General features: G+C 67.2%; 19 protein-coding genes. 10 read left to right on the top strand and 9 right to left on the bottom strand.

Annotation, left to right across the window (positions count from 1 at the left end; translation table 11 throughout):
* The first annotated feature begins 233 nt into the window (after positions 1 to 233).
* Positions 234 to 950, top strand: coding sequence for an alpha/beta hydrolase family protein (locus BOX37_RS14685; protein WP_156910412.1), 717 nt, complete (start codon positions 234 to 236; stop codon positions 948 to 950).
* Positions 951 to 1,006: 56 nt separating this feature from the next.
* Here BOX37_RS14685 and BOX37_RS14680 read toward each other — a convergent pair whose 3' ends face one another.
* The 3 genes from BOX37_RS14680 to BOX37_RS14670 form a co-directional block, all read right to left on the bottom strand.
* On the bottom strand, positions 1,007 to 1,453 hold the full coding sequence (locus BOX37_RS14680; protein WP_071931509.1) for an NUDIX hydrolase: 447 nt from the start codon (positions 1,451 to 1,453) through the stop codon (positions 1,007 to 1,009).
* A gap of 132 nt (positions 1,454 to 1,585) precedes the next feature.
* Positions 1,586 to 2,962 carry an FAD-binding oxidoreductase gene (locus tag BOX37_RS14675; RefSeq protein ID WP_071928136.1) on the bottom strand — a complete coding sequence of 459 codons (1,377 nt, stop codon included), beginning with the start codon at positions 2,960 to 2,962 and terminating at the stop codon, positions 1,586 to 1,588.
* A 30-nt stretch (positions 2,963 to 2,992) separates the two neighbouring features.
* Positions 2,993 to 3,355: a cupin domain-containing protein gene (locus BOX37_RS14670; RefSeq protein ID WP_084759684.1), complete on the bottom strand. Its 363-nt coding sequence runs from the start codon at positions 3,353 to 3,355 to the stop codon at positions 2,993 to 2,995.
* 142 nt (positions 3,356 to 3,497) lie between these two features.
* Here BOX37_RS14670 and BOX37_RS35815 point away from each other — a divergent pair, with 142 nt between their 5' ends.
* Positions 3,498 to 6,380, top strand: coding sequence for an ATP-binding protein (locus tag BOX37_RS35815; RefSeq protein WP_156910411.1), 2,883 nt, complete (start codon positions 3,498 to 3,500; stop codon positions 6,378 to 6,380).
* Here the strand turns inward: BOX37_RS35815 and BOX37_RS14660 are convergent.
* The gene (locus BOX37_RS14660; protein WP_071928134.1) at positions 6,377 to 6,673 is read right to left on the bottom strand and encodes a DUF4242 domain-containing protein; all 297 of its coding nucleotides are present in this window, start codon (positions 6,671 to 6,673) and stop codon (positions 6,377 to 6,379) included. The genes BOX37_RS35815 and BOX37_RS14660 overlap by 4 nt on opposite strands.
* A gap of 606 nt (positions 6,674 to 7,279) precedes the next feature.
* Between BOX37_RS14660 and BOX37_RS14655 the strand changes: the two genes are divergently transcribed.
* Genes BOX37_RS14655 through BOX37_RS14635 form a run of 5 tightly spaced genes read left to right on the top strand, consistent with a single transcriptional unit; the run spans position 7,280 to position 12,719 of the window.
* A complete protein-coding gene (locus BOX37_RS14655; RefSeq protein WP_167659944.1) occupies positions 7,280 to 8,758 on the top strand; it encodes an ABC transporter substrate-binding protein in 1,479 nt (492 codons plus the stop codon).
* 46 nt (positions 8,759 to 8,804) lie between these two features.
* Positions 8,805 to 9,746: an ABC transporter permease gene (locus tag BOX37_RS14650; protein ID WP_071928132.1), complete on the top strand. Its 942-nt coding sequence runs from the start codon at positions 8,805 to 8,807 to the stop codon at positions 9,744 to 9,746.
* Entirely contained in the window at positions 9,743 to 11,557 is a 1,815-nt protein-coding gene (locus BOX37_RS14645; protein WP_084759680.1) for a dipeptide/oligopeptide/nickel ABC transporter permease/ATP-binding protein, read from the top strand. The genes BOX37_RS14650 and BOX37_RS14645 overlap by 4 nt, the downstream gene beginning before the upstream one ends.
* Positions 11,554 to 12,429: an ATP-binding cassette domain-containing protein gene (locus BOX37_RS14640; protein WP_071928131.1), complete on the top strand. Its 876-nt coding sequence runs from the start codon at positions 11,554 to 11,556 to the stop codon at positions 12,427 to 12,429. Before BOX37_RS14645 ends, BOX37_RS14640 begins: the two co-directional genes overlap by 4 nt.
* Positions 12,426 to 12,719, top strand: a complete 294-nt coding sequence (locus tag BOX37_RS14635) for a hypothetical protein (RefSeq protein WP_156910409.1) — start codon at positions 12,426 to 12,428, stop codon at positions 12,717 to 12,719. Before BOX37_RS14640 ends, BOX37_RS14635 begins: the two co-directional genes overlap by 4 nt.
* Positions 12,720 to 13,109: 390 nt before the next feature.
* Here BOX37_RS14635 and BOX37_RS14630 read toward each other — a convergent pair whose 3' ends face one another.
* The 5 genes from BOX37_RS14630 to BOX37_RS14610 all read right to left on the bottom strand — a co-directional run bounded on the left by BOX37_RS14630 (position 13,110) and on the right by BOX37_RS14610 (position 20,871).
* Complete coding sequence (locus BOX37_RS14630) at positions 13,110 to 15,344, bottom strand: glycoside hydrolase family 3 N-terminal domain-containing protein (RefSeq protein WP_071928129.1); 2,235 nt, start codon at positions 15,342 to 15,344, stop codon at positions 13,110 to 13,112.
* Positions 15,345 to 15,596: 252 nt separating this feature from the next.
* On the bottom strand, positions 15,597 to 17,159 hold the full coding sequence (locus BOX37_RS14625; protein WP_071928128.1) for a sulfatase family protein: 1,563 nt from the start codon (positions 17,157 to 17,159) through the stop codon (positions 15,597 to 15,599).
* A gap of 99 nt (positions 17,160 to 17,258) precedes the next feature.
* On the bottom strand, positions 17,259 to 17,825 hold the full coding sequence (locus BOX37_RS14620) for a PadR family transcriptional regulator (RefSeq protein WP_071928127.1): 567 nt from the start codon (positions 17,823 to 17,825) through the stop codon (positions 17,259 to 17,261).
* Positions 17,826 to 17,893: 68 nt separating this feature from the next.
* The gene (locus tag BOX37_RS14615) at positions 17,894 to 18,835 is read right to left on the bottom strand and encodes a formylglycine-generating enzyme family protein (RefSeq protein WP_071928126.1); all 942 of its coding nucleotides are present in this window, start codon (positions 18,833 to 18,835) and stop codon (positions 17,894 to 17,896) included.
* Between the two features lie 125 nt (positions 18,836 to 18,960).
* Positions 18,961 to 20,871 (bottom strand): sulfatase, encoded by a 1,911-nt coding sequence (locus BOX37_RS14610; RefSeq protein ID WP_240505348.1) that lies wholly within the window; start codon positions 20,869 to 20,871, stop codon positions 18,961 to 18,963.
* Between the two features lie 293 nt (positions 20,872 to 21,164).
* On the opposite strand from BOX37_RS14610, the gene BOX37_RS14605 reads away from it, so the two are divergent.
* From BOX37_RS14605 to BOX37_RS14595, 3 genes are all read left to right on the top strand, one after another.
* Complete coding sequence (locus BOX37_RS14605; RefSeq protein ID WP_071928125.1) at positions 21,165 to 21,995, top strand: esterase/lipase family protein; 831 nt, start codon at positions 21,165 to 21,167, stop codon at positions 21,993 to 21,995.
* 226 nt (positions 21,996 to 22,221) lie between these two features.
* Positions 22,222 to 22,947, top strand: coding sequence for a DUF8020 domain-containing protein (locus tag BOX37_RS14600; RefSeq protein WP_156910408.1), 726 nt, complete (start codon positions 22,222 to 22,224; stop codon positions 22,945 to 22,947).
* Between the two features lie 23 nt (positions 22,948 to 22,970).
* Positions 22,971 to 23,738, top strand: a complete 768-nt coding sequence (locus tag BOX37_RS14595) for a DUF8020 domain-containing protein (RefSeq protein WP_071928123.1) — start codon at positions 22,971 to 22,973, stop codon at positions 23,736 to 23,738.
* The last annotated feature ends 136 nt before the right edge of the window (positions 23,739 to 23,874 follow it).

Below are 23,874 nucleotides of genomic sequence, written 5' to 3'. Positions count from 1 at the left end.
CCGTGATCACCGCGACGATTCTCGTGACCGGTGCGGTCGCACAGGTTCTCGGGACCGAGCCGGGCGCAGCCTCGCCCCAGCAACGTCCGTGCATGGACCGCGGGTGGCGATTCCCCGTCGTCGAGATGTCGGGAGGCCCACGCGAGGTGCTGTGGAAAGGTCCGACACGGTCCTGGGCCAAAGGCGCGATCATCGTCCTGCACGGCGGTGGTGGTGAGCATGTGCAGTGGTGCGTGTCGAATCTCGGCCTGACAGCGGCGCAAGTCCGATTCAGTGAGCTTGCCGTCGAAGAGGGCTTTGCCGTCTTTCTGCTGAATTCGTCGAGCGAGGTCCGCGACAACCAAGGCCGTGTCTGCGGCAAGATCTGGGACGACGAGGTCAGAGACCGCCCGAATCTGGATCTGCCGTTCATCGAGCAAGTGATTCGGCAGGTGATGCCACCGCTGCGGCCCACCGGCAGTGAGGACGCGGTGTTCCTCACCGGTTTGTCCTCCGGCGGATACATGACAGTGCGGGCAGCGACGCACTTCAACGCGCTCGTCACAGCTTTCGCGCCGGTCTCCAGCGGAGACCCCTACGGCTGGCATCGGAGGTGCGAGGCGGGGCTGGCCCCGCGCATCAAGGTCGAGGGCGCGGGGTATGACAACGAGACCGGCAAGCAGATCACCGAGCGGGCTTCGTGTGCGTCGCCGAGCTACCCGAACGAAGCCCGCTGGGATGACGGAAAAGCACTGACCAAGCCGAGTTTCCGGCTCTTTCACCACGAGATGGACGGCATCAACGACCTGTCGTGCGCCGTCAAGGCCGCGCGCCAGCTGAACGCGCACGGCTATCCGAGTGAACCGGACTTCCTGCTTCGCGGAGGACGGCGCAGCCTGGCGAATCATCTTTGGCAGGACGAGTACAACCGTCCCATCCTGGACTTCTTCGCGAGCCGGCTCGACCGGTGAATGACCATCCGTCCCTGCGAGACCGGTCGAGCAGCCACACCGACCGTCCGGTGTGGTCACTCAGTGGCAGCGAGGTCCTTGTAGGCCGTGAGGATGCCACGAATCGAGGGTGTGACGCGCAGTTCTCGATCCAAGGACACCCACAGGTACCCGGCGTGGGCGGAGAGGAGGATGGGGCCGGTGGCTTTCACCTCGACGGCGAAGTGCAAGCGCCGCACGGGTTTTCCCGCTGGGGACAGGTAGTCGAAGTCGCCGACATGATGCCGGATGCCGGTGACGGTCAGACCGGTTTCCTCGCGCACTCCCCGCACCAGTGCCGCGGCGACCGACTCTCCGGGTCCCACGGTGGCGCCAGGGAGTTTGTGGGTGAGCCGGATGGGGCCGGTGCTGTTCACTTCTAGGAGCAGCACTTCTCCGCCACGGTCGATGATCGCGCCGACACGCAATCCGAAGCCGTCGCGTTCGCCGCGCGGCAGGACCTCGTCGTACATCGATGTCGACATCGAGGGATTCACCAACCTTCGGTCAGGCAAAGTAGCCGGGTGTAGTCGAAGCACCACGCCGTGGTGACTTCCTTGTCAATTGTGCCCGGTGCCGGGAACATTCGGAGACAATTGAACCGCCTCACCGCTGCCCTACTCGGCCGGTGCGATGTTCTGGTTGAGATGGAACAGGTTGGCGGGGTCATAGGCCTTCTTGATCGTCGCCAAGCGGTCGTAGTTCGGGCCGTAGTTGGCGCGGATGCGGCTCTGGTCGTCGGAAGCCATGAAGTTGATGTAGCCGCCGTCCGCGGTATGCGGTTCGAGCGCGGCGTGGTAGCCGCGCACCCACTCGATATTGGCTTCGTTGTCGGTCGGATCCGACCACATGCCGGCGATGACCGGAGCGAAGTTCGCGGTGCGATAGGCGAACGCGGTGGCCTCGACCGCCACATCGTGCACAGCGCCATCGATCGGGTAGAGATGCATGGTGGACTGCATGGCGGGGACCCGCGGACCGAACTCGAGATGGGTGGCGAGGGCGCCGTCGGTGAGCTCGGGTTGGAACGCCGCCTTCCAGTAGTGCTGCAACCCGGCGGGAAGCAGAGCGTCGAACGCGCCGTTGAGGGCCGGATAGGGCATCCGTCCGACGTGCTCGGCGACCGGTGCGGCCACCGCTCGCAGGTCCGCGAGCAGCGCTTCGCCTTCCTCGTCGCTGCCATTGAAGCACGACACCAGGAGCATGAAAGGTTCGCCGACTCGATCTTCGGGGATGAAGGGCAGCGGTGGGGCGATCTGGAACGCGGGGAAGGCACCCATCGCGCGCGGTGCCGCCGCGATCCAGTCGCGATAGGTCCGCAACAGTTCTTCGGCGGCCTCGAGCTCGAAGAACATGGGTCCGCCGTAGATGGTGTCCACCGCGTGCAGGTCGAACTCCATGTCGGTCACCACACCGAAGTTGCCGCCGCCGCCGCGCAACGCCCAGAACAGGTCGGGGTGCTCGGTCGCGTTCGCGGTCACGAAGGTGCCGTCGGCCAGGACGACGTCGGCGGAGCGGAGGTTGTCGATGGAGAGCCCGTGGGCACGAGCGAGGTAGCCGATACCACCGCCGAGCGTCAGGCCGGCCACACCGGTGGTCGAGATGATGCCGCCGGTGGTGGCGAGGCCGAAGGTGTGCGCGGCGTGGTCGAAGTCGCCCCAGGTGCAGCCACCCTGTACCCGGGCGGTCCGCTGCTCGGGATCGATGCGGATGCCCTTCATCGCACCGAGGTCCAAGACGATGCCGTCGTCGACGGTGCCGAAACCGGGCACGCTGTGGCCGCCGGCGCGGACGGCGAGGTCGAGCCCGCTCTCCCGGGCGGCGTCGACGGCGGTGCGCACATCAGCGACGTCGACGGCGCCGACGATCGCGAGGGGTTTGCGGTCGATCATCCCGTTGTACACCGAGCGGGCCTGGTCGTAACCGGGTGACTGTGCCGTGATCACCTCGCCGCGGACCGATTCGAGCATGGTCAGTGCTGGCGTGCCGTTCATTGCTGCTCCTTGGAGGTCGAGTCGCGGCGATCAGCCGAACAAGCGCAGCGCGTGGTCGTGGAACTGACGCATCTGCGCCACCGGACCGACCTCGAGGAAGACAGCTCCCCCGGTGGAGGTGGCGGTGTGCCCGGCCGGCCAGTGGTAGACCTCCCCCGCGTTGGCGGTCTCCACCGTGCCGTCGGCATGCTCGAGCCGTAACGACCCTTCCAGCACGATTCCCCAGTGTGGGCTGGGGCAACGGTCGTCGGGCAGTCCTTGCAGGACCGGGCCGAAGTCGGTCGCGGCCGGCACGCTGGCGTACCGGACCGCCATGTCGCCCCACTCGATGTACCGGGTCACCAACTCGCCTTGGGTGACTTCGATGGGCAAGTCCTCGATTTTCGTCGCCATGTTGTGCTCCTCAGTCGGTGTCACCTGTGACGCTACGGAGAGCCGGTACCCGCGCGCCTGACCTGATCTGATCGAATCGGCGCAGGACAGGGGGTCAGATCGGACCATCTCGGTGGCCGCCGAATCCGACTATGGTCGAGAAGTGACGGAATCGGCTCCGCCGAGCAGTGGCACGGACTTTGTCGGTCGCCGCGCGGAGGTCGCGCGGCTCGAGGCCGTCTGGGCCGCGGTCGAGAGCGATCGGCGCCAGGTCGTCTTCGTCGGCGGCGAGCCCGGCGTCGGCAAGACCCGGCTGGTGAGCGAGGCCGCCGCCGCGTTGCGCGCGCACGGCGCCACGGTGCTGTGGGGCGCGTGCCGCCAGGACCTCGACATCCCGTACCGGCCCTTCGTCGCGATTCTCGAGCAGGCGATCGAACAGACCCCGCCGGACATCCTGCGCGCGATCGCGCCCGCGGCGGCTGCCCCACTGCTTCGGCTGACCACCAGCGTGTCGCGGTATTGGCCGTCGGCACAACCGATTCCGGGTGACCGGGACTCCCGGCCCGCCCTGTTCGACGCGCTGTTGCGGCTGTTGCTGGCGACCGCCGAACGCTGTCCGCTGGTGCTCGTCCTCGAGGATGTGCAGTGGGCCCCGGAACCGACATTGGCGATGCTGTCTCATCTGGTCGAGTCCACGGCCGGTGAGCGCCTGCTCGTGCTGGCGACCCTGCGGACCACCGCACCGGACCGCACCGACGAGGTCAGCTTCGCCCTGGCCGATCTGCATCGTCTCGACGGTGTCGCCCGGATCGACCTCGCCGGGCTCAGCACCGAGGAGGTGGCCGAATACCTCGTCCGGGCGGCCGGAGTGTCTCCCGGTTCGGCGAGGTCGGCCGCTCCGGTACTCCGTGACCACACCGGCGGGAACCCCTTCTTCCTGCAGGAGTACTGGTACGACCTGGCGACCCGCGGCGGCCTGACCGCGGCGCGTTCCGGTGTCGCCGCGCCGCGATCGATCCAGGACGCGCTGGCCCGTCGGCTGGCCGCCTTCGATGTCGACCACGCCCGGGTGATCGAGCTGGCCGCGGTCGCCGGTGACCTCGTCGATCCCGAGATCCTGACCGACGGACTCGACTCGAACACGGTCCTCGCGGGGATCGACTTCGGTGTGCGAGCCGGACTTCTCGTCGCGGGCGCGGCGGACGGCGAGTACCGGTTCGCGCACGCCCTGGCTCGCCAGGCCGTCCTCGACCGGATGTCGGCGGGCGACCTCGCGGCCGCGCACGCCCGCGTCGCGCTGGCCGTCGAGGAGCGGGATCCGACCCGCGTGGCCGCGCTGGCTCATCACTTCTTCCGGGCCCGCACCCTCGGGTACGCGGACAAAGCGGTGCGCTATCTGGTGCTCGCGGCCCGCCAGGCCGAGCGTGGCATCGCCCATCGCGAGGCGGCGGTGCTCTACGAGCGCGCCGCGCAAGCGCACGCCGCGCACGGACCCACCCGGGTCGAGCTCCTCTCGGCGGCGGCGCGCTGTCACCTGCACGGTGGCGACTTCCCGCCCGCGCGGCGGCTCTACGAAGATCTCGCCGCGGACGGCGACCCGCGTGCCCGGCTGATCGCCGCCATCGGACATGAGAGCGCCTCGTGGCGGCCCTCCGTGAGTGGCCAGCGCTCACTGGCGCTGCTGAGCGAGGCACTGAGCGCCGCGGCACTGGATCGTGACGATCCACTCTCGATCCGCGCTCGCGCGAGCATGGGGCGTGCCGCCTCGTTCACCGGCGACGCGCGGCAGGCTCGCCTGATCGGCGAGGATGCCCTGGCGGGTGCCAGGGCCATCGGCGATCCGGAGCTGCTCGCGCACGCGCTGTGCACGACGTTGTGGCAGGGTCTGCGCCCAGACCTGGCACCGCAACTGCTGGCCAGGGCGATCGAGCTCAACGAGATCGGCTCGCGCCTCGGCGACGACGACTACCTGGGTCCCGCCGCCTTTCACCGTGCGGTGTTCGCCTACCTGCTCGGCGACGAGGCGACGTGGAGCAGTGCCCAGCGCGATCTGACCGAGTTGGCGCTGGCACAGGGGCAGCCGTTCTTCCGGTATGTCGCCGGCTGCTCGCGATGCGCGCACCGGTTCGCGGTCGGCGACTTCGCGGGCACCGAGCGGATCATCGACTGGCTCGACGACCAATTCGCTCAGGAGTTCGGCGGCGCCACGGAGGGATCGTGGGGTGTGCAGCAGTTCATGCTCCGGCGGGTCACCGGCGGTCTGGAACAGGTTCGTCCGCTGGTGTCCGGGCGCGAGAGCTTCGACGATCACTGGCTGCCCGGCCTGCTGGCCCTGTACACGGAACTGGAGATGTGGGAACCGGCCGCTCGTGTGCTGGCCCACCTGTGCGACCGGCTCGGCGACCACCGTTTCGGCGCGCAATGGGCGGGGCTACTGGCCTTCGCCACCGAGGCGGCGGTCCGGCTCGAAGACACCGCGGTGGCGGCGACGCTGCGCCCGTTGCTGGCCGAGTACACCGGGGCCAATCTGATGGCGGGTGCGAGCGTCGCGGTGTTCGGCAGTGCGGACCGCTATCTCGCCGAGCTCGACTCCGTACTCGGCGCCCACAGCGCCGACCAGCACTTCGAGCATGCGCTCGCGATGGACCGCCGGATGGGCGCGGTGACCCACCAGGCCGAGACCCTCGCCGCGTGGTACCGGCACCGGCTCCGCCACCCCGGCACCGTGCCCGGGCCTGCCGCCGCCGACCTGGCCACCGAGGCACGCGCGCTGGCACGGCGTATCGGACACCGCCGCATCCTGCGGGATCTGGACGCGGATCCGGCACCCCGTGCCGAGCACGTGTGCCTGCCGAACGGGCTGACCGACCGTGAGGTGGACGTGCTCCGCCTGGTCGCCGACGGTCTGTCCAACCGCGAGATCGGCGAGCGCTTGTTCATCAGCGCCAACACCGCCGCCAACCATGTGCGCAGCATCCTGATCAAGACCGCCGCACCCAATCGCACCAGGGCCGCGATCTTCGCCACCGAACATGGACTGCTCTAGCCGGTGACCGGCCCGTCCGCTGCCGACAGCGGCGCGAAGGCACCGTCGGGCGTGAGTGTGCCTGACAGTTCCATGATGGCGTCGGCCGGGATTCCGGCCCGGACCGCGGCGGCGCGGATCGCGTCGACGTTGTCGGCCTCATAGAGACAGAACGTCTTGCGTTTGTCCAGAGACAGGAAGGAACTGAGCCAGCGAACGCCGAACTCGTCGTTGACCCGGTTGATCTCCGCGGCGGTCTCCGGGGCCACCTCGAGCTGCTCGGCGAATTGCCGCTCCACCATGAACACCGGCATCGACTACGCCCCTTGATTGTGCTCGGGCGACGGACACGCGGTGCACCCCGTCCGAACGGCGATCCCCGACCTCGACCTCAACCTACCAAGGTCGCCGTTCGCTGTTCAACGTTCAGCGCCGCTCACCGCGCCGTGACCGGCGATTCCGCCGGGACGGCGGGAACCTTGACACTGACAATCCGCAATGTGATGCTGTGCACATAGGTTTGCAGGAACATAGGAGTCCCATTGCACCTCGCACGCGAAAACGCCGGAAAACTGACCGACAGTGATCTATCCTGGCCACGACGAAGCGCACGACGCCCAAACGTGAAGGCACTATAGATGCACATGTATATAGTGGCGGATGGTCCGGCGAACCACATCCGAGCAACGGCCACACCACCGTTACCGCTCCCCCGCGCACGCGATGATGCCTCCTCACCCTGGCCCAGCATCGTGCGATAAGGCTTCCGTAGCTTCGTTCAGCTCAGCCGACACCCCCGCCGAACACGCCTACCGTCTGATCGGTCGGCGCCATTTTCGAGCTGGCGCGAACTGCCCAGCGTGTACTGCCAAGGATCGATGAAAATGAGAGTGAAAGTCGCGACGCTCGCTGTCGCCGCAATGTTGACCGCCGCCGGGTGCGCGGGAGCTGGAGGCGACCTCGCCGGACCGGACGAGAACCTCGTCCTGGTCACGAATCAACCCAACGCGTCCTTTGATCCACCACTGATGCGGGTCGGGCCGCAGTCGCTGTACTGGCAGGCAGTCTATGACACCCTTCTGCACAGCGACGTGGACGGCGAGCCACTGCCGGGAATGGCGTCGGCCTGGTCCTATGACGAGAGCAAGCTGAATCTCACCCTCACGCTGCGCGAGGACATCACCTTCAGCGACGGCAGCGTTTTCGACGCCGCGGCGGTCAAAACCAACGTCGATCATTTCGTCGCGACACCTGGACCGAACGGCCCGATGACCAGCGCGATCGAGTCCGTCGAGGTCACCGGCCCACACCAGGTGATCATCCGTCTCAGACAGCCGGACCCGGGCCTGCTCATCAACCTGAGCAGTACGCTCGGCGCGATGGCCGCACCCGCCGCGATTGCCCGCGGCGATCTCGCGACCGCGCCGACGGGCTCCGGTCCGTACACCTTCCAGGCGAGCCAGTCCAGCGCCGAACGGAAGGTCTATCACCGCAATACCGCGTATGTCGATCCGGCGGCCTACCCTTTCGACACGCTCGAGATCAAGTACTTCGCTGATGTCAATCCGGTACTCAATCAGCTCAAGACCGGGCAGGTGGACGCCGCGATGGTGCGCGCCACAGTCACCGAGGAACTCGAGGCCAGCGGTGTCGACGTGATCAGCGGTTCCGCGGAATGGGCCGGGCTCCTTCTGTTCGATCGGGCCGGGGTGTCCATCCCCGCACTCGGTGATGTCCGGGTTCGGCAGGCACTCAACCATGCGTTCGATCGCGACTACATCAGTTCGATCACCGACGGCAATCCGGTGCCGACCGCGCAAATCTTCAACGCGGAATCCATCGCCTATGATCCGGCACTGGAAGATCACTACGAATACGATGTCGACAAGGCCAAATCCCTGCTCGCTGACGCCGGGTACGGAGGCGGCTTCACCTTGCCACTGCCCGACCTCAGCGCAATTCTGGGACCAGCGATCAACAAAACGATCGACCAGTCCTTGAATGCGATCGGAGTCACCGTCGACTGGCAGCGGGCTTCCCCGACCACGATGACCTCCGACATCGCCTCGGGCAAGCTTCCAGTGGCCCTCTTCCAGCTCGCGGCGAACACTCCTTGGCAGACCATCACGAATTCCGTCGCTCCCAGCGCTGGCTACAATCCGCTGCGTACGGAAACTCCAGAACTCAACGCACTCATCGATCGAATCCGCATCGCGAGCGGCCCGGAAGAATCGGCGGCCGCATACAAGGCAGTCAATCGGTATGTGGTGGAGAACGCCTGGTTCGTCCCCCTGTTCCGTCCGGGCAAGTACTTCGCGCTGACTCCCGGAATCACGACTGAATATCAGCTCGCCGGTTCGGTGCCTGACCTCTCGCGATTCCAGCCGGTGCAGAAATGATCGATTTCCTGTCAGCCATCGACACCATGGGCGGCGGTGATCGCCGATGACGTTGCTGATTCTGCGCAGGCTCGGGGCAGCGGTCGGCATGATCTTCGCGGTATCGATCCTCGCCTTTCTCATTCTGAGCAGCGGGACGGACGATCTCGCTCGAAACATTCTCGGTGAAGCGGCCACGGCCCAGGCCGTCGACGACCTGACTCGTGAACTCGGCCTGGACAAGCCACTGCTCGCGCAATTCCTTCCATGGCTCGGCGACCTGATCCGCGGCGATCTCGGCCAGTCGTATCTGACCCGACAGCCGGTGATCGACGTCGTGGGAGAGCGGCTGCCGGTGACGTTCTCCCTGATGGCGCTGACGATCGTGGTCGTCGCCTTCGCGAGCACCGCTCTGGCGATTCTGGCCGCAACACGGCGAGGCGCGGTCGACCGCGCGATCCAGGCCGGATCAATCGTTGCCCACGCCGTACCGAACTACCTGGTCGCCATGCTGTTGGCGTCCTGGCTCGCCGTGGGTCTCCAGCTGTTCCCCGCTGCCGGTTTCGTCCCGCTCACCGTTTCGCCGTATGCCTGGGGAGCCTCGCTCGCGCTTCCGGTCGTCTCGCTGGCGCTGGCCGGTGTGGCGGCCAGCGCACAGCAAGCGCGCGGCGCCCTGGTCGATGTCCTGGCCTCCGATTACATCCGCACGTTGCGCTCCCGGGGCATTTCCCAGCGCTCACTGTTGTGGCGGCATGCGATGCGCAACGCGTCCCCGGCCTGGCTGACGACGCTGTCCTTGCAGCTCATCGGTCTCATCGGCGGATCGTTCATGATCGAGAAGGTCTTCGGAATGGAAGGTCTCGGCAGCATGGCGGTGAACGCCACGCTCAGCGGCGACCGGCCCGTACTCATGGGCATAGTCATCCTCACCACGGTGTTCGTCGCAACCGTCAACCTCCTCGTCGATCTCGCCCTCGCCTGGGCCATCCCGAAGGCACGCGTCTCATGACCGATATCCCTGGGCCCCCCGCTGCCGGTGGCTCCGACCCAGCCGACCCGCGCGAACGCCACGACATCCGTGCGGGTCTGGTGACCAACGCCGCGGCACACGTGGGGCTCGCGATTCTGCTCGTCGTCGCGGCATGTGTACTGGGCGCGTTCTACCTGGAGTGGTTCCACCCCGAAGCAGGCATCAGCGGCGATCTCAGTGATCGCAACGGGGCACCAGGGGTCGGTGGTCACCTGCTCGGTACCGACACCGCGGGCCGTGACGTCCTGTTGCGTCTTGTCGTCGCTTCGAAGACGACGATTCTGGGTGCGGCGCTGGCGGTCTGCGTGGCGCTGGCGGTGGCGGTGCCGCTGGGGTTGTCCGCGGGATACTTCGGCGGGAAGCTCGATGCCGTCAGCCAGTGGGTAGCCGCGCTCATCATGTCGCTGCCCTCGTTGCTGCTGCTCATCACCCTGGTGTCGGTGACCAGTTCAGCCACCAGCACCGTCATGACGTTCCTCGGGCTGCTGATGTTCCCCGCGGTATTCCGGCTGGTCCGCGGTCAGGTCATCGCGGTCAAGAACGAGCTGTACGTCGATGCCGCCCGGATCTCGGGGCTGAGCGATGCCAGGATCATCGCGCGCCATGTGTTCGGTGTGGTGCGCGGCCCGATCGTGATCATGACCTCGATCCTGTGCGGTGTCGCGATCACCGCACAGGCCGGCATGGATTTCATCGGTCTGGGTGACACCGAGACCGCGACCTGGGGCCAGATGATGAACGAGGGATTCCTCGTCTTCTACAGCAACAAGGCGCTGTTCATCTGGCCGGGAGTCACGCTCACCCTGACCATCGCGGCCTTCATGCTGGTAGGCAACGGGATGCGCGACGCGTTCGCCCGTGTCGGCGACGACGCACCCGCAGGTGCTCGTTCCACTGCCCGGACCCCGGTTCCGCGCAGCGCAGCTGCCGCACCGTCGCCCGACGTCGTGGTCGCCGTCCGCGATCTGGTGATCGCCTACCCCGGCGCCGGCCAGGGGCGGGAGGTGGTGCGCTCGGCCGCGTTCGAGCTCCGGCGCGGACGCACCCTCGGCGTGGTCGGCGAGTCCGGCTCCGGTAAGACGCAGACGGCCTTCGCGATCCTCGACCTGCTGCCCGCCGCCGCGCGAGTCCAGCACGGTGAGGTGTGGCTCGACGGCGTGAACACCTTGACGTTGACCGCTGCCGAACGGAGCAAGCTCGTCCGGTCGAGGGTCGCCTATGTTCCGCAGGAACCGATGAGCAATCTCGATCCCGCCTTCACGATCGGATTCCAGCTCGTCGAGCCACTGCGCGTCCGCGGCATGAGCAAGGACAAGGCCCGCAAGCACGCACTCGAACTGCTCGCACGCGTCGGGATCCCCGAGCCGGAACGCACCTTCGCGGCCTATCCGCATCAGATCTCCGGTGGTATGGCCCAACGTGTCCTCATCGCCGGTGCCGTCTCCACCGATCCGGCGGTACTCATCGCGGACGAGCCGACGACCGCCCTCGATGTCACCGTGCAGGCCGAGATCCTTGACCTGTTCCGTGACCTGCAAACCGAATTCGGGATGTCGATCCTGCTCGTCACCCACAACCTCGGTGTCGTTGCCGACCTGTGTGACGACGTCGCGGTCATGCGGGAGGGCACGGTGGTCGAAACCGCGACCGTCGAGGAGTTCTTCGCGAACCCGCAACACCCGTACTCCCGGCAACTGCTGGACTCGATGCCGGATCCCGATCATATTCGGGCGCCGTTCGACCGCGAGCAGGCCGATGACGCGATCCGGATGGAGAAGACCACCCTATGACCCTGCTCGACATCCGTGACCTCACAGTCACCTATCCCCGCCGCAATCGGCGCACCGCGGCCTTCACCGCGGTCCGCGACGTCTCGCTCGATATCCGCGCCGGTGAAACCGTTGGCTTGGTAGGTGGTTCCGGGTCAGGAAAGACGACCATCGGACGGGCCGTCCTCGGTCTGGCGCCGGTCACCCAGGGATCGATCGCTTTCGACGGCGAAGACATCAGCCACATCACCCGGGCTCGGCGGCGTCGACTGGGATCCCAGATCCAGGTGATATTTCAGGATCCCTACACCTCGCTCAATCCGTCCATGACGATCGCCGACATCCTGACCGAGCCGCTGACCGCCGCCGGACGGTCAGGGCCGCAGTCCCGTGACAGGGTCGCGCAGCTCCTCGACGCGGTCGGCCTGCCCGCCGATGCCGGTGCGCGCTACGCTTCGGAATTTAGCGGCGGGCAGCGGCAACGTGTCGCGATCGCACGGGCGTTCGCGTTGCAGCCGAGACTGATCGTGTGCGACGAGCCGGTGTCGGCTCTCGATCTGAGCACCCAGGATCGGGTCCTGCGACTCCTCGTCGACATCCAGGAGCAGACGGGTGTCGCCTATCTGTTCGTCTCCCACGATCTTTCGGTGGTCCGCCACATCAGCCACCGGGTCGCGGTGATGTGTCAGGGCGAGATCGTCGAGTCGGGACCGTGCGCCGCGGTCACGGAGTCCCCGCAGCACCCGTTCACCCGCGATCTGCTGTTCGCCTCACCTGTCGCCGACCCGGCCCGGCAACGCGAGCGACGTCGGCAACGCGCGCAAACGCATGAGCAGCGTGCCACCGAACCGGCCGCCGCAGGTCAGTCCACCGCACTCCAGGAGGCGCCGTGATCGCACCGTCCCGAATGTCGGCCGTTCCGATCCTGCTCACCGCGGTCGCGATCACCTCGACGTTCCTGTTCGCCGCGTTCCCCGCCCCGCTCATCGCCGGGGCAGTCGTGTTGACGATCTCCTTCGCACTCGGCCGACGAGATCTGCGCGCGCGGCGGCGATTCATGATCCCGGCGGTGACAGCGGTGATCACGATGCTCATCGCGACGATCGCGGCGAGCACTTTGGTGCCCGCGGACGCCGCCGCGCCGCGTCCGGCCCATTCGATCGACATCTTGTCCAGGAACTGACCTCGGACACCACCAGCTGGACAACGACTTCCACGGTCGTCGCAACTTTCCGAAAGGATGTTGCGGCGACCGTGTCGCTGTCCGGAGGTGTGGCCGGGTTCGGGGTGTCAGCAGGTCTCCGCAGCTTCCGTAGCGCTGAGCGTTCGGCGGGCGACGCCGCTGGATCACCGGCCGCGCACGTACCTTGCCCGCCGAGGACGATCTGCGCTGCCCAAGCCGGGAGCCATCTCGACCATCCGACTGGCGCACGCTCGCGCAGAGATTATGGGACTTGCTCGTCTTGTACACATCGCGCACCAGCTCGCCGCCCACAACGCGCAATGCTCGGCTGGGATGACCCAGCCGAGCATTGCGCGTGACTACCGATCTACTGGACGCAGGCGAGCCAGCTCAGCCTGCGGCGTGCGCCTGCGAAGCCGGAGCTGTTGCGGTGGTGATGATGTCGTTGATCGCATCGACGTCGAAGTCGACCGCGTCGATCCGGCAGAGCCGGTTGAGCGGAGTTCCGACCAGCATGCTGTATCGGCCGAAGTCGAGTTCGGGGTTGTCCAGCAGTACCCCCGCCAGGCCGCCGGAAGCGCGGCCCAGGATCTCGCGGAGCGTGGGCCCATGGACCGGGTCGGCGAGCCAGGCGCCCGTCGACGAGGTCGGGGTGAGCCGGCCGGGCAACGGCTCGCCGTCGAGCTGGATGGTCTGGCTCACCCGGATGTCGGTACTCGACGCGCCGACCTGGACGACGAACTCGCCCGCCTCCACGTGCCAGGAGCCCTTCCGCGGATGCCAGTAGGCGAAGGCGCGGCGATCGAGTTCGACCCGCAGCCGACGGGATTCGCCGGGGCCGAGCTCGACCCGCGCGAACCCCTTCAGCTCGTGGACGGGGCGGGCGAGATCCGACTCCGGATCGGCGATGTAGATCTGCGCCACCTCCGCCGCGGGGTACTCCCCCGTGTTGGTGATGGTGAATCCCGCCGTGGCGCTGTTCCCTTCGACGGCCACCTCCAGGTCGGAGTAGGCGAACGTCGTGTAGGTGAGACCGTGCCCGAAGGGGAAGGCGACCGGAAGGCCGCGGGTTTCGTACCAGCGGTAGCCGATGAAGATGCCCTCGCGATACTCGACCGTGGTGCCGTCACCGGGAAAGGCCGTGTACGCGGGGGTGTGCCGCAGGTCCAGCGGGATGGTCTCGGCGAGCTTGCCCGTCGGCGAGTGCGCGCCCGACAGCAGATCGGCGACGGCGGTGCCTGCTGCCTGGCCGCCGAGCCAGGCGAGCAGGATCGCGTCGGCGTGGTCGGCAAACGGCAAGGTGACCGCGGCGCCCGCCTGGACGACGACGGTCAGTCGGCCGCGCCGTTGCCGCAGTGTGTCCAGGAACTCGACCTGATCGGCGGGCAGGTCGATCACCGATCGGTCGTAGCCCTCGGACTCGGCGGAATCGGGCAGTCCGGCGAAGACGATGACCTCGGCCGCGTCCGCGGCCGCCGTCGCGGCGGCCAGGTCGTAGTCGGCGAAGTATTCGATGGTGCGATCGGGCAACGCCGCACGCAGCGCGTCCAGGGCATTGTCCAGCCGGGTCGGCACCACCCGCGAACTCCCCGCCCCCTGATAGCGCGGCGTGACGGCGAACGCACCGCACACCACGATCGGAGCACCGATCCCCGCCAGCGGCAGTGCGCCGGCATTCTGCAGCAGCACCGCGGACCGGCGGGCGGCCTCACGCGCCAGCTCGTGATGGGCATCGGTGTCGACGACCGCAGGGCCCTCGGACGCGCGTGCCCGGTCGATCAAAGTCAGCACCCGCGACGCGGCGAGATCGAGATCCGCACGGTCGAGTTCCCCGGATTCCAGTGCGGCGAGCACCCGGGCGGGGCCGTCGGAGCTCGCGGGCATCTCGAGGTCGAGGCCCGCGCTGACACCGGCTGCGCGGTCGTTGACAGCGAACCAGTCCGACACCACCAGCCCCTGGAAGCCCCACTCCTCGCGCAATACCTCGGTGAGCAGCCAACGATGCTCGGCGGCATAGGTGCCGTTGAGCCGGTTGTAGGAGCACATCACCGTCCACGGCTGCGCCTTGCGCACCACGGTTTCGAACGCGGGCAGGTAGATCTCGCGCAGCGCCCGCTCATCGACTTCGGCCGAGACCGTCATCCGACTGTGCTCCTGGTTGTTGGCCGCGAAGTGCTTCAGCGACGCGCCGATCCCGTTGTCCTGCAGACCGCGCACCATCGCCGCACCGAGTTCGCCCGTGAGATGGGGGTCTTCGGAGAAGTACTCGAAGTTGCGCCCGCACAGCGGGGACCGCTTCATGTTGACCCCTGGCCCGAGGAGCACCCCGACCCCCGCGGCCCGCGCCTCGATCGCGAGCGCGCCGCCGATCCGCGCGAGTAGTTCCGGATCGAAGCTGCTCGCCAATCCGGACGCGGTCGGGAAACAGGTCGCGGGCCGGGAATCGGTCGTACCGAGGTGGTCGGCGTCCTCGTCCTGCCTGCGCAGGCCGTGCGGGCCGTCGGCCACACTGATGCCTTCGATCCCCAGCCGGGGAACTCCGGCGAGATCCCAGAAGCCCGCGCCCGTGCAGAGGGCGGCCTTCTCGGCGTCGGTCAGTTCGGTGATGAGCGGATGCAAAGACATGACAGTTCCTTCGTTGTTCCTGGACCAGCCGGCGGATGGAGCGCGCTCAATGCGCCCCTGGGGGCGAAGACATCACCGCGCCTTTCAGCAGGGGCAGGTGATGTCTCGACTCCCCTGCGCGCGAAGCGGATTCGGCTTGGGCGGCTGGCGCAGATGGGTGGGTGTTCGATGCCCGGCCGTGTGTGGATACAGCCGGGCAGGAAGGACGCACGGCTCGCCGAACAGGCCGATTCGGGTGCTGGGGCTGGATGGTCAGGAACTTGTTGCGGCCTCGGACAGAACCTCCATCCATCGATTGCGCAATGCTTCGACGCGCGGCCGATCGGGGGCCTGCCAGGAGACCGGGATCGTCAGACTCCGTAGCCGTTGTTCGAGGTCGTCGGCCAGGTGCGCGCGCCCGGTGTCGCGGAGGTGCTGTGCGTAGCGCGCCGGGTCGTTGTAGTAGGTGGGCCCGGTCTGCAGGGTCGTCTGCATCGGATCGGGGAGAGCACCGGGATGTCCGGCGTAGGTGTTCCACCATTCGGCCAGGCGCGCCCGCATCGCGACGGCGAGCTCGGGTTCGTCGGCGAGCAGATCACGAGTCAGATAGGGATCGGCGGTGACGTCGAACAGCTGCTCCCACTCGGCCCGGAAGCAGCCGGGGTGATAGGTACGGATATAGAGGTGGTCACGGGTGCGGACCGCCCGTTGATAGGTGTGCGCGCCGTGGCCGAAGACGAGGTAGTCGCGCGATTCGACAGCGTTGCCGCGCAAGGCTTCCGCGAAGGATTCGCCCTGCCATCCCGCCGGGATCCGGAGCCCGAGCAGATCACACAACGTGGGCGCGAGGTCGATGTTGTAGAGCAGGGCGTCGTTGCGTCGCTGCTCAGCGCTCAGGCCGTCGGTGACACCGGGCCAGTAGACGACCAGTGGCAGCCGATGGGTCGGCTCGTTGGCCAGACCGTGCTCGGCATAGGAACCGTTCTCGCCGAAGGACTCGCCATGATCGGCACTGACGATCACCGCGGTGTCCTCGGCGATCCCGAGCTCTTCGAGGACTGCCATGAGCTTCCCGAAATGGTGGTCCCAGTACGCGATCGAACCGTCGAACCCGTTGATCAGATGCTCGAAATCCGCGCGTGAGGTGATCGCGTCGGGCATGTTGTGCGGGACCGGCGAGCGGCCGGTGCCGGCGAGGGAGTAGTTGAGATCCAGCGCGCTGCGCGGTCCGTAGACCTCGCCGTGCGCCGCGATGGTCTCGGCATCGGGCCAGTCCTGCACCGGCCCCGACTCGGCCATCTTCGTTGTCCACTCCACCGGCTGGGTGTAGTCGGTATGCGGCTCCCAGTAGGTCAGATGCAGGTACCAGTTCTCATCGTCGGCGTGGCGGCGGATCCAGTCGATCGCGGCACGATTGACGTCGGCGGCATCCTCGTCACCCCAATTGCTCGTAGCGCGAATGGCTTCGCGGAAATTGGCGTGAAAGTAGTAGGCACGGTGTCGCTCGGCGAAAACCGAGACGGCGGCGGTGTAATAGCCACCGAACTGCAGTGCCTGCCCCAGCATCGGCCGATCAGGCTCGGGCGCATGCCCGGCGTCCAGGCGGAACTGGGCTGCTTGACCGAAATGGCCGATCACGCCGTTGGTGATGCCGAATTGCCCGCTTGTCAGTGCGGTGCGCGAGGGCATGCACGGTGAATCCGAACAGTAATAGCGGTCGAAGACCACCGACTTGTCCGCCAACTGTTGCAGGTTGGGCGTAGTCGGCCGGTGATAGCCGTAGGGGGTGGTGTGATCGGCACGTAGGGTGTCGACATCGATATAGATGATGCGCATGGCAAAGCTCCCGGGGGTGCGGTGGGTAGGGTGAGCGCCCGCGGGTCAGGGCGATTCAGGTGGGCGCGGCGGAAGTCACCGCGGGTGCGGGGTCTGGGCTCAGCGCGTGCGGCCCGACTCCAGTCGTGCCAGCGTGAGCTGTAGCCACGCGACATAGGCCGCCGTGGAGGCATAGCCATGTTCGTGAGCCAGGACGTGCACCTCGCGCGCCCACTCGGGATCGAGACCCGGGATCTGCGGCTGATAGCTCTCGGGAAGCGGGGCGTCGGCCGAGAGGTTGTCGTTGTCGAGCCGGTACTGGAGTTCGGTCCGAACGATGTCGATGGCGATCTCGCGATCGAGTTGCCCGGCGAAGAAGAAGCGCAGCTTGAAATCCGGATCCATCGGTCGCGGGGAGGGTTCGAACGGCGACCGGGCCCAGTCGAGGAGCACGGTCCGCCCGGCATCGGTGAGCGAGTAGACCTTGGCATCCGGACGACCAGAACGCTGGTCGACCTCGAACTCGACCAGCCCGCGGTCGACGAGGACGCCCAATCGTCGGTAGATCTGTGGCAACTGGACGCCGTAGCCGATGTAGCGGCCCGCGCCGTCCATCCAGCGGCGCAGGTCGTAACCGGAGTACCGGCCAAGGGCGAGCGCGCCGAGGATCACGTAGTCGAGCTGCATTGTCTGGTCTCCTATGTTCCTAGGAACTTAGTACTGAGAATTGCATCGGTAGTTCGCCGTGTCAAGGGTCACGCGACGGCGAATGTCGACAGCGCACAGCGGAATCCGGTGTGCGCACTGGAACTGTCCGGCGTATTCGCCGAGCGGGCAGCGACCCGATAGCGAAAACAGTACGAGTCATGACACATATGTGAGCCGCCGCGGATCACCCTGGCCTCACCGGTGGCCGGACCGGCCGGATTCGCGACCGGTACCGCACCGTGTTCTGTGGTCCACCAGTCCGCGCACCACTCCCAGACGTTGCCGGTCATGTTGTAGAGCCCGAACCCGTTGGGCGCGAACGCGTCGACCGGGGCCGTGCCGCGGTAGCCGTCGGCAGCGGTGTTCTTCGCCGGGAAGCTGCCGCGCCAGATGTTGCACCGGTATTCGCCACCGGCGTCGAGTTCATCGCCCCACGGATATCGCGCACCGACCAGGCCGCCTCTCGCGGCGTACTCCCACTCCGCCTCCGTCGGCAGCCGCTTGCCCGCCCAGTCGCAGTAGGCCCGCGCGTCGTTCCAGGACACGTGGACCACCGGGTGGTCCGCGCGATCGTCCAGCCCGCTGCCCGGCCCCTCCGGGTGGTCCCACACCGCACCCTCGACCGCGCACCACCACGGGGTGCGCTCGGGTCGCTGCGACCGTCGGCGCACCGCGGCGGGGAGGAATCCGGCGAAGACATACGACCAGCCGAGACGCTCGGCCTCGGTGCGATACCCGGTGGCCGCGACGAAGGCGGCGAACCGGGCGTTGTCGACAGCCCTGGCATCGAGGTGGAACGGATCGAGCCGGACGGGGCGCACCGGCCCCTCGCCATCGGATCGATAGCCGTCACCGTGCGCATTACCCATCGAGAACTCCCCGCCGGGCAGCGCGACCATTCCCGCCGTGTCCGCGACACCGGCAGCGACCGGCTCACCACGAATCTGCGCGCCGGTCTCCGGCGGATGTGCTCCCGCGCGGGCCGGCATGCAGCAGCTCGGCGACTCGGCCGGCCCCACTGGCACCTCCGTCCGCTGCGATCTGGGCTCGTGCATTCGAATGTACATAGCGGAGGAGTAAGTCTCGGAAGCGGGCCCGCTGCGGCCACAGCTCGTCATTGCCGGGTCGATGCCGGGTTCCGAACCCCGGCTGTCAGAGCGGCCAGCTCCGTCGCGATCGCGTGGAGTTTGTCGACCGGCACGGCCCCGCGTGCCGCCGCGGCGATATCGAGCAGCGCGGCGTCACCGATCATCTGCAGCACCTCCGTGTCGCCGAGAATCGGCAGATGCCGTCGCAGGATCGGCCCGGTGACCGGATCGGCGAGCATCTCACGCACCGGAACCAGCAATGCCGCACCACCACCGGCGAAGTCTTCGGGTTTCGGCAACGGCTCGAGGTTCTCGCGAGACAGCGAGCGCTGGGCACCCACCAGCAGGTGCGCTTCGGTGACGGGACCGGTGACCGGCAGTCCGAGCCGCTCGAACTGACTGGCCGGCGCGTCGTTGTCGCGCATGAGCTCGACCATCAGCCCCGCCATCCGACGTTCGACATCGTCGTCCTGGATCGGGTCGAGTTGGCCCGGATCGGTGGCCAGGTCGAACAGCAGGGTGCCGAACTGGTAGGGGTTCATCAGGCTGCGCCCGGGGATGCGTAGCGTCCGTACACCTTTGGTGAAGGTGAACGGATCGGCGAGCGTGAGATCGGCGAGCTCGTCGGTGCCGAAACGGGCACGCATATGCGTCGGCATGAGGGTGAATTCCTCGAGCGGCTGGTTCTGCGGCGATACCGGCGCCCGCATGTAGACATGGCGACCGTCCGTGACATTGACATGCCCGCCGTGAATCCCGAACAATCCGGCCCTGCGTGCCTGCACATCCGCGGCGATCGGCAACGGTGCGCCCTGCATGTCACCAGTGCGGTCAACCCCGAAGAACTCCAGCAGTGTCGGCGCGAGATCGATGGTCTGCACCAGGGACGCACTGCGCCTGCCGGCGGACTCGGCGGCCCGCGGGTCCCACGCGAACAGCGGCAGGTGAACCAACTCGTTGTACCAGGGCATCACAGATTTGCCCCACCAGCTCTTCTCACCGAGCAGGAACCCGTGGTCGGTACACACGATCAGCATCGTGTCCCGCCACATGTCGTACTCGTCCATGATGTCGAGAACCCGACCCAGCGATGCGTCGCACATCGACAGCAGCGCCGCGTATTCGAAACGGGCATGCTGCACCTGATCAGGCGTTTCGGTGACCTGTTTGTAGTCCGGCCAGTCGAAGTGCGGGCCGTCGTAGTCGTGCGGGTAGAGGTCCTTGTATTCCTTGTGGCTGAAGAAGGGTTCGTGCGGATCGAAGGTCTCGATCTGCACGAACCAGCGATCCTGACTCGCGTTCGTATGCAGGAACTCCACGCCCGCGTCGAAGGTCAATGTCTGCGGATGCTTGGCCTCGGTGTCCAGGTGCTGCCGGTTCACCCAATCCTGGCGATACGCCCCGCGGCGCATCCGCTTGACATCCTCGGGGATCATTGGTTCCGCGACCTGCCCCTTCCACGGGTCGCCTTCCTGGCCGCGGAAGAACTCCCAGCTGTTGTAGCGGCCGTGGTAGGTGGCACCCCCGTCCTCCCAGTAGTGCGGATGATCGCTGGCCAGATGGGTGTAGACGCCGGCCTGCCGCAGCATCTCCGGCATGGAGTCGTCGAAGGGTTCCAGTGGCCCCCAGCTGCGGTGCAGGAAGTTGTGCCGGCCGGTGTGGATCTCGCGGCGTGCGGGCATACAGGGCATGGACCCGGCCCAGCAGTTGTCGAAGGTGGTCGTGCGCTCGGCGAGCCGCGCGAAGTTGGGAGCATGCGTCCAGTCGCCACCGTACGGCGGCAGCAGGTGCCTGTTCAGGCTGTCGAACATCACCATGATTGCTCGCATGGACCATTCCTTCTGGTTGATCGCCGACGCGTCGCTCGGTCGCCGGTGGTTCTGGCAGACATGCCGAGGGCGTGTCATCCTCAGATAATCTGCGGACACACTGTTCATACACGATCCAAGGCCAGGCAGGAACCCCTTTCAATAGATTCCTACGCACATATAGCGCCGCGGTCGAGCGGCGGCCCCGAGGACGACCGACAGCAGTCGGACAACCCCGGTCCACTCCCGCACAGCGAATGCTCGAACAACCGTCGGCCCCGCACACCGACCGCGACGTAGTCAACCTGCCGCCATTGCGACACCCTTCAGCACATAGATTCGGCGCAACACGCTCGAACCCGACACAAGCGAGTGATGCTATATTCGCAGGAATATATGTCACCTGTCTACGGAGGTTACCCGTGCGCACTGTTCTCAGCGTGGCCGTCGCCCTGGCGGTCGCGGGCGGCGCCTGCACCGCAGTGGCGGCCGCCGAACCCGCCCCGCCGAGCACCACACCACTCACAGCACTCGACCCGTGCCCAGCCGGGACGCTCGAGGATGCGCCGGTTCTGCTGATTCCCGGCACCAACGCGACGGTGGAGAAGAGCCTCGGCCCGGTTCGGCAGGCCCTACTCGAAGACGGACGCTGCGTGTACGGGCTCGAATACGATTCCATGCAACCGATTTCGCTGTCCGTCGACTACTTCACCGCCGCCGTCGCGCGAATCCATGAGATCAATGGAACCACGGCCCTCGACGTGGTCGGGAAGTCCCAGGGAGCACTCATCGCGAGGGCGGTGAGCGTGGAGTTCACCGATCCACATCCGCTGCGACACGTCGTCGCCATCAGCGGCCCGCAGCACGGGGTCACCAGAGCTGTCGCCGGTGTGGATATCACCCCACTCGGCGCACACACTCCCGCCTTGAACCTGCTCGACCGCGCCGCGGTCCGCGACATGCTGGCCGGTTCCCCCTATCTCACCGAACTCAACAGTGGCCCGATGACCGCCCCCAGCGTGCGCTACACCATGATCGCCACGGCCTACGACCAGATCGTGTCACCGCCCTCCGTCTCCTTCATCGACGCGCCGAATGTCACCAATACCCTGATCCAGGACGGTTGCCCGGAAGACCGGGCGGGGCATCTGGCCGAATCGACCGACCCCCGGACCATCGACCTGGTTCTCAACGCCCTCGACCCCGTGCGACACCCCTCGGTCCGCTGCCTTCCCAACACGGACGAGCGCTAGCCGACCCGCGGCGAGCCCCGCACCGCGACCCCGGATGAGCCGTCACCTTCACGAATCCCACGTTTTCCAGCAGACCGACTATTCAGTCGGTACGCTCTCCGGCATCGCGACCGCCGACCACGGGAACCTCCCCATCGCCGACCACACAGCGGCCGTGATTCGCCCGAACAACGGGGCATGTCACCGGATCTTCGGTGGCGCACAACGAAAGATGATGAGGTTCTTCATGAAAATCCGTCATGCGGGTCTGGTCGCGGCCATCGCCGCAGCCGGGATCACCGTCACCACCGTCACCGCGAACGCGACCCCGGAACCGCCTACGACACCGCAGGTGAGCTATCAGGCGACCTTGTCCGGGAATACGGTGGTCGTCGCGCTCGAGCACGGCACGTTCGTCCGGGCAGTGGAGAAGAACTCGGTAGGAATCCAGGACGCGGCAGGCACTGTCCTCGACAACCTGCCGTTGAGCTACGCGATCGACGAGCAACAACTGCCGATCCGCGAGCAGATCTCCGCGGATGGGCGCACCCTGCGCCTCACGCCCGACGTCACCGCGGTGGACCGCTCGACCCTCCGTCCGGTGGCCTCTCCGCTGGAGAACCAGCTGGCCATGAACGACCTGATCAATTCGGTCAGCGTCAGCACGTCGATCGGCAGCCTGATCGGCACGGCGATCGGCGCCACGCTCGGCATCGGCATCGGGTTCGCCCTGGCCGGCGCATCCTGCCTGGTGTTGAGCCTGGGGTGTGTGGTGGCCGTGCTGCCCATCGTCAGCCTCGCCGCCGGTGTCGGCGGCATCGCCGGCCTGGTCATCGCCGGCGCACCGAGCGTCGCGGTGGCGCTCTACCAGTACGTCACGACCCTCAACGCCGCCCCGGGAGAGAGCATCTACGCACCGGACCTGCAGGGCAGGACCGGTGTTCCCGCCGGGTCTCCCGCGGCCGGAAACTAGCGGGAAGACTCGAGGCTACCGAGATGACACTTCGATCCACCCTGTGTGTTGCCGCCCTGTCCGTCTGCGCGGTCACCACGGCGTCCGGCGTCGCGAGCGCCGACCCCGCACCCACGGCACCGGCGTACGCCTCCGCTGTGGTCGGCGACTCCGTCGTGACCGTCCTCGATCAGGCACTGTTCAGCGCCACCGCGGACGGGCGGGCGGTGGAAATCCGCACCCTCGCGGGAGATCCCGTCCTGAGCCTGCCAACGGCGTTCCTGCTCGACGGCGCGCACCACTCGATCAGGTACCAGGTGCTCGACGCCGGACGAGCACTGGTCCTCACCCCGGACACGGTGGTACGACCGGTCGCTTCTGCCATGGAAAACCAGTTGGCGCTCGACGACTTCGCTTCCGGCATGGCCAAAGTCCCACTCGGCACCATCGCGGGTGCGGTGATCGGCGCGCTCGTCGGCGCCGTGATCGGACTTGGTTCGTGCCTGGTGGTCGGGCCCGCGTGCCTGGCTACCGCGCCGGCCGCCATCGGTGCCTTCGCCGGGGCGGGGGGCGTGCTCGGCACCTTGATCGCCGGGGGCGCGGCACTCGCCGACGGCCTGTGGAAGTACATCACGACCGTGCAGGCCGAACCCGGTGAGAGTGCCTATGCCGAACGCGGCGGCATCCTCGACCCGAACGGCACCGGTGTTCCTGACGCGACCCTGCGGCTGCCCAAGGGCCTGGGCGCCGGCAGCAGCTCCGGCAGCAGTGGCGGTAGTGGGGGCGGCGCCAGCGGCTCCAGCGATCAGTAGCAACCTCGACGACCCCCTTCCGGAAGGACGATCATGCTCTCCACCGAATCCCGGTCCACTACGGTCGCCATCAGTGCCGGGACCGGTGCCGATCGCCGAATCCGAACTCCGCGATGTGGTCAGAGCCGTGTCCGCG

The organism is Nocardia mangyaensis (assembly GCF_001886715.1).
GTDB lineage: Bacteria > Actinomycetota > Actinomycetes > Mycobacteriales > Mycobacteriaceae > Nocardia > Nocardia mangyaensis.
Note: the sequence above shows the minus strand (reverse complement) of the source record. Positions and strands in the feature narration are given on the sequence as shown.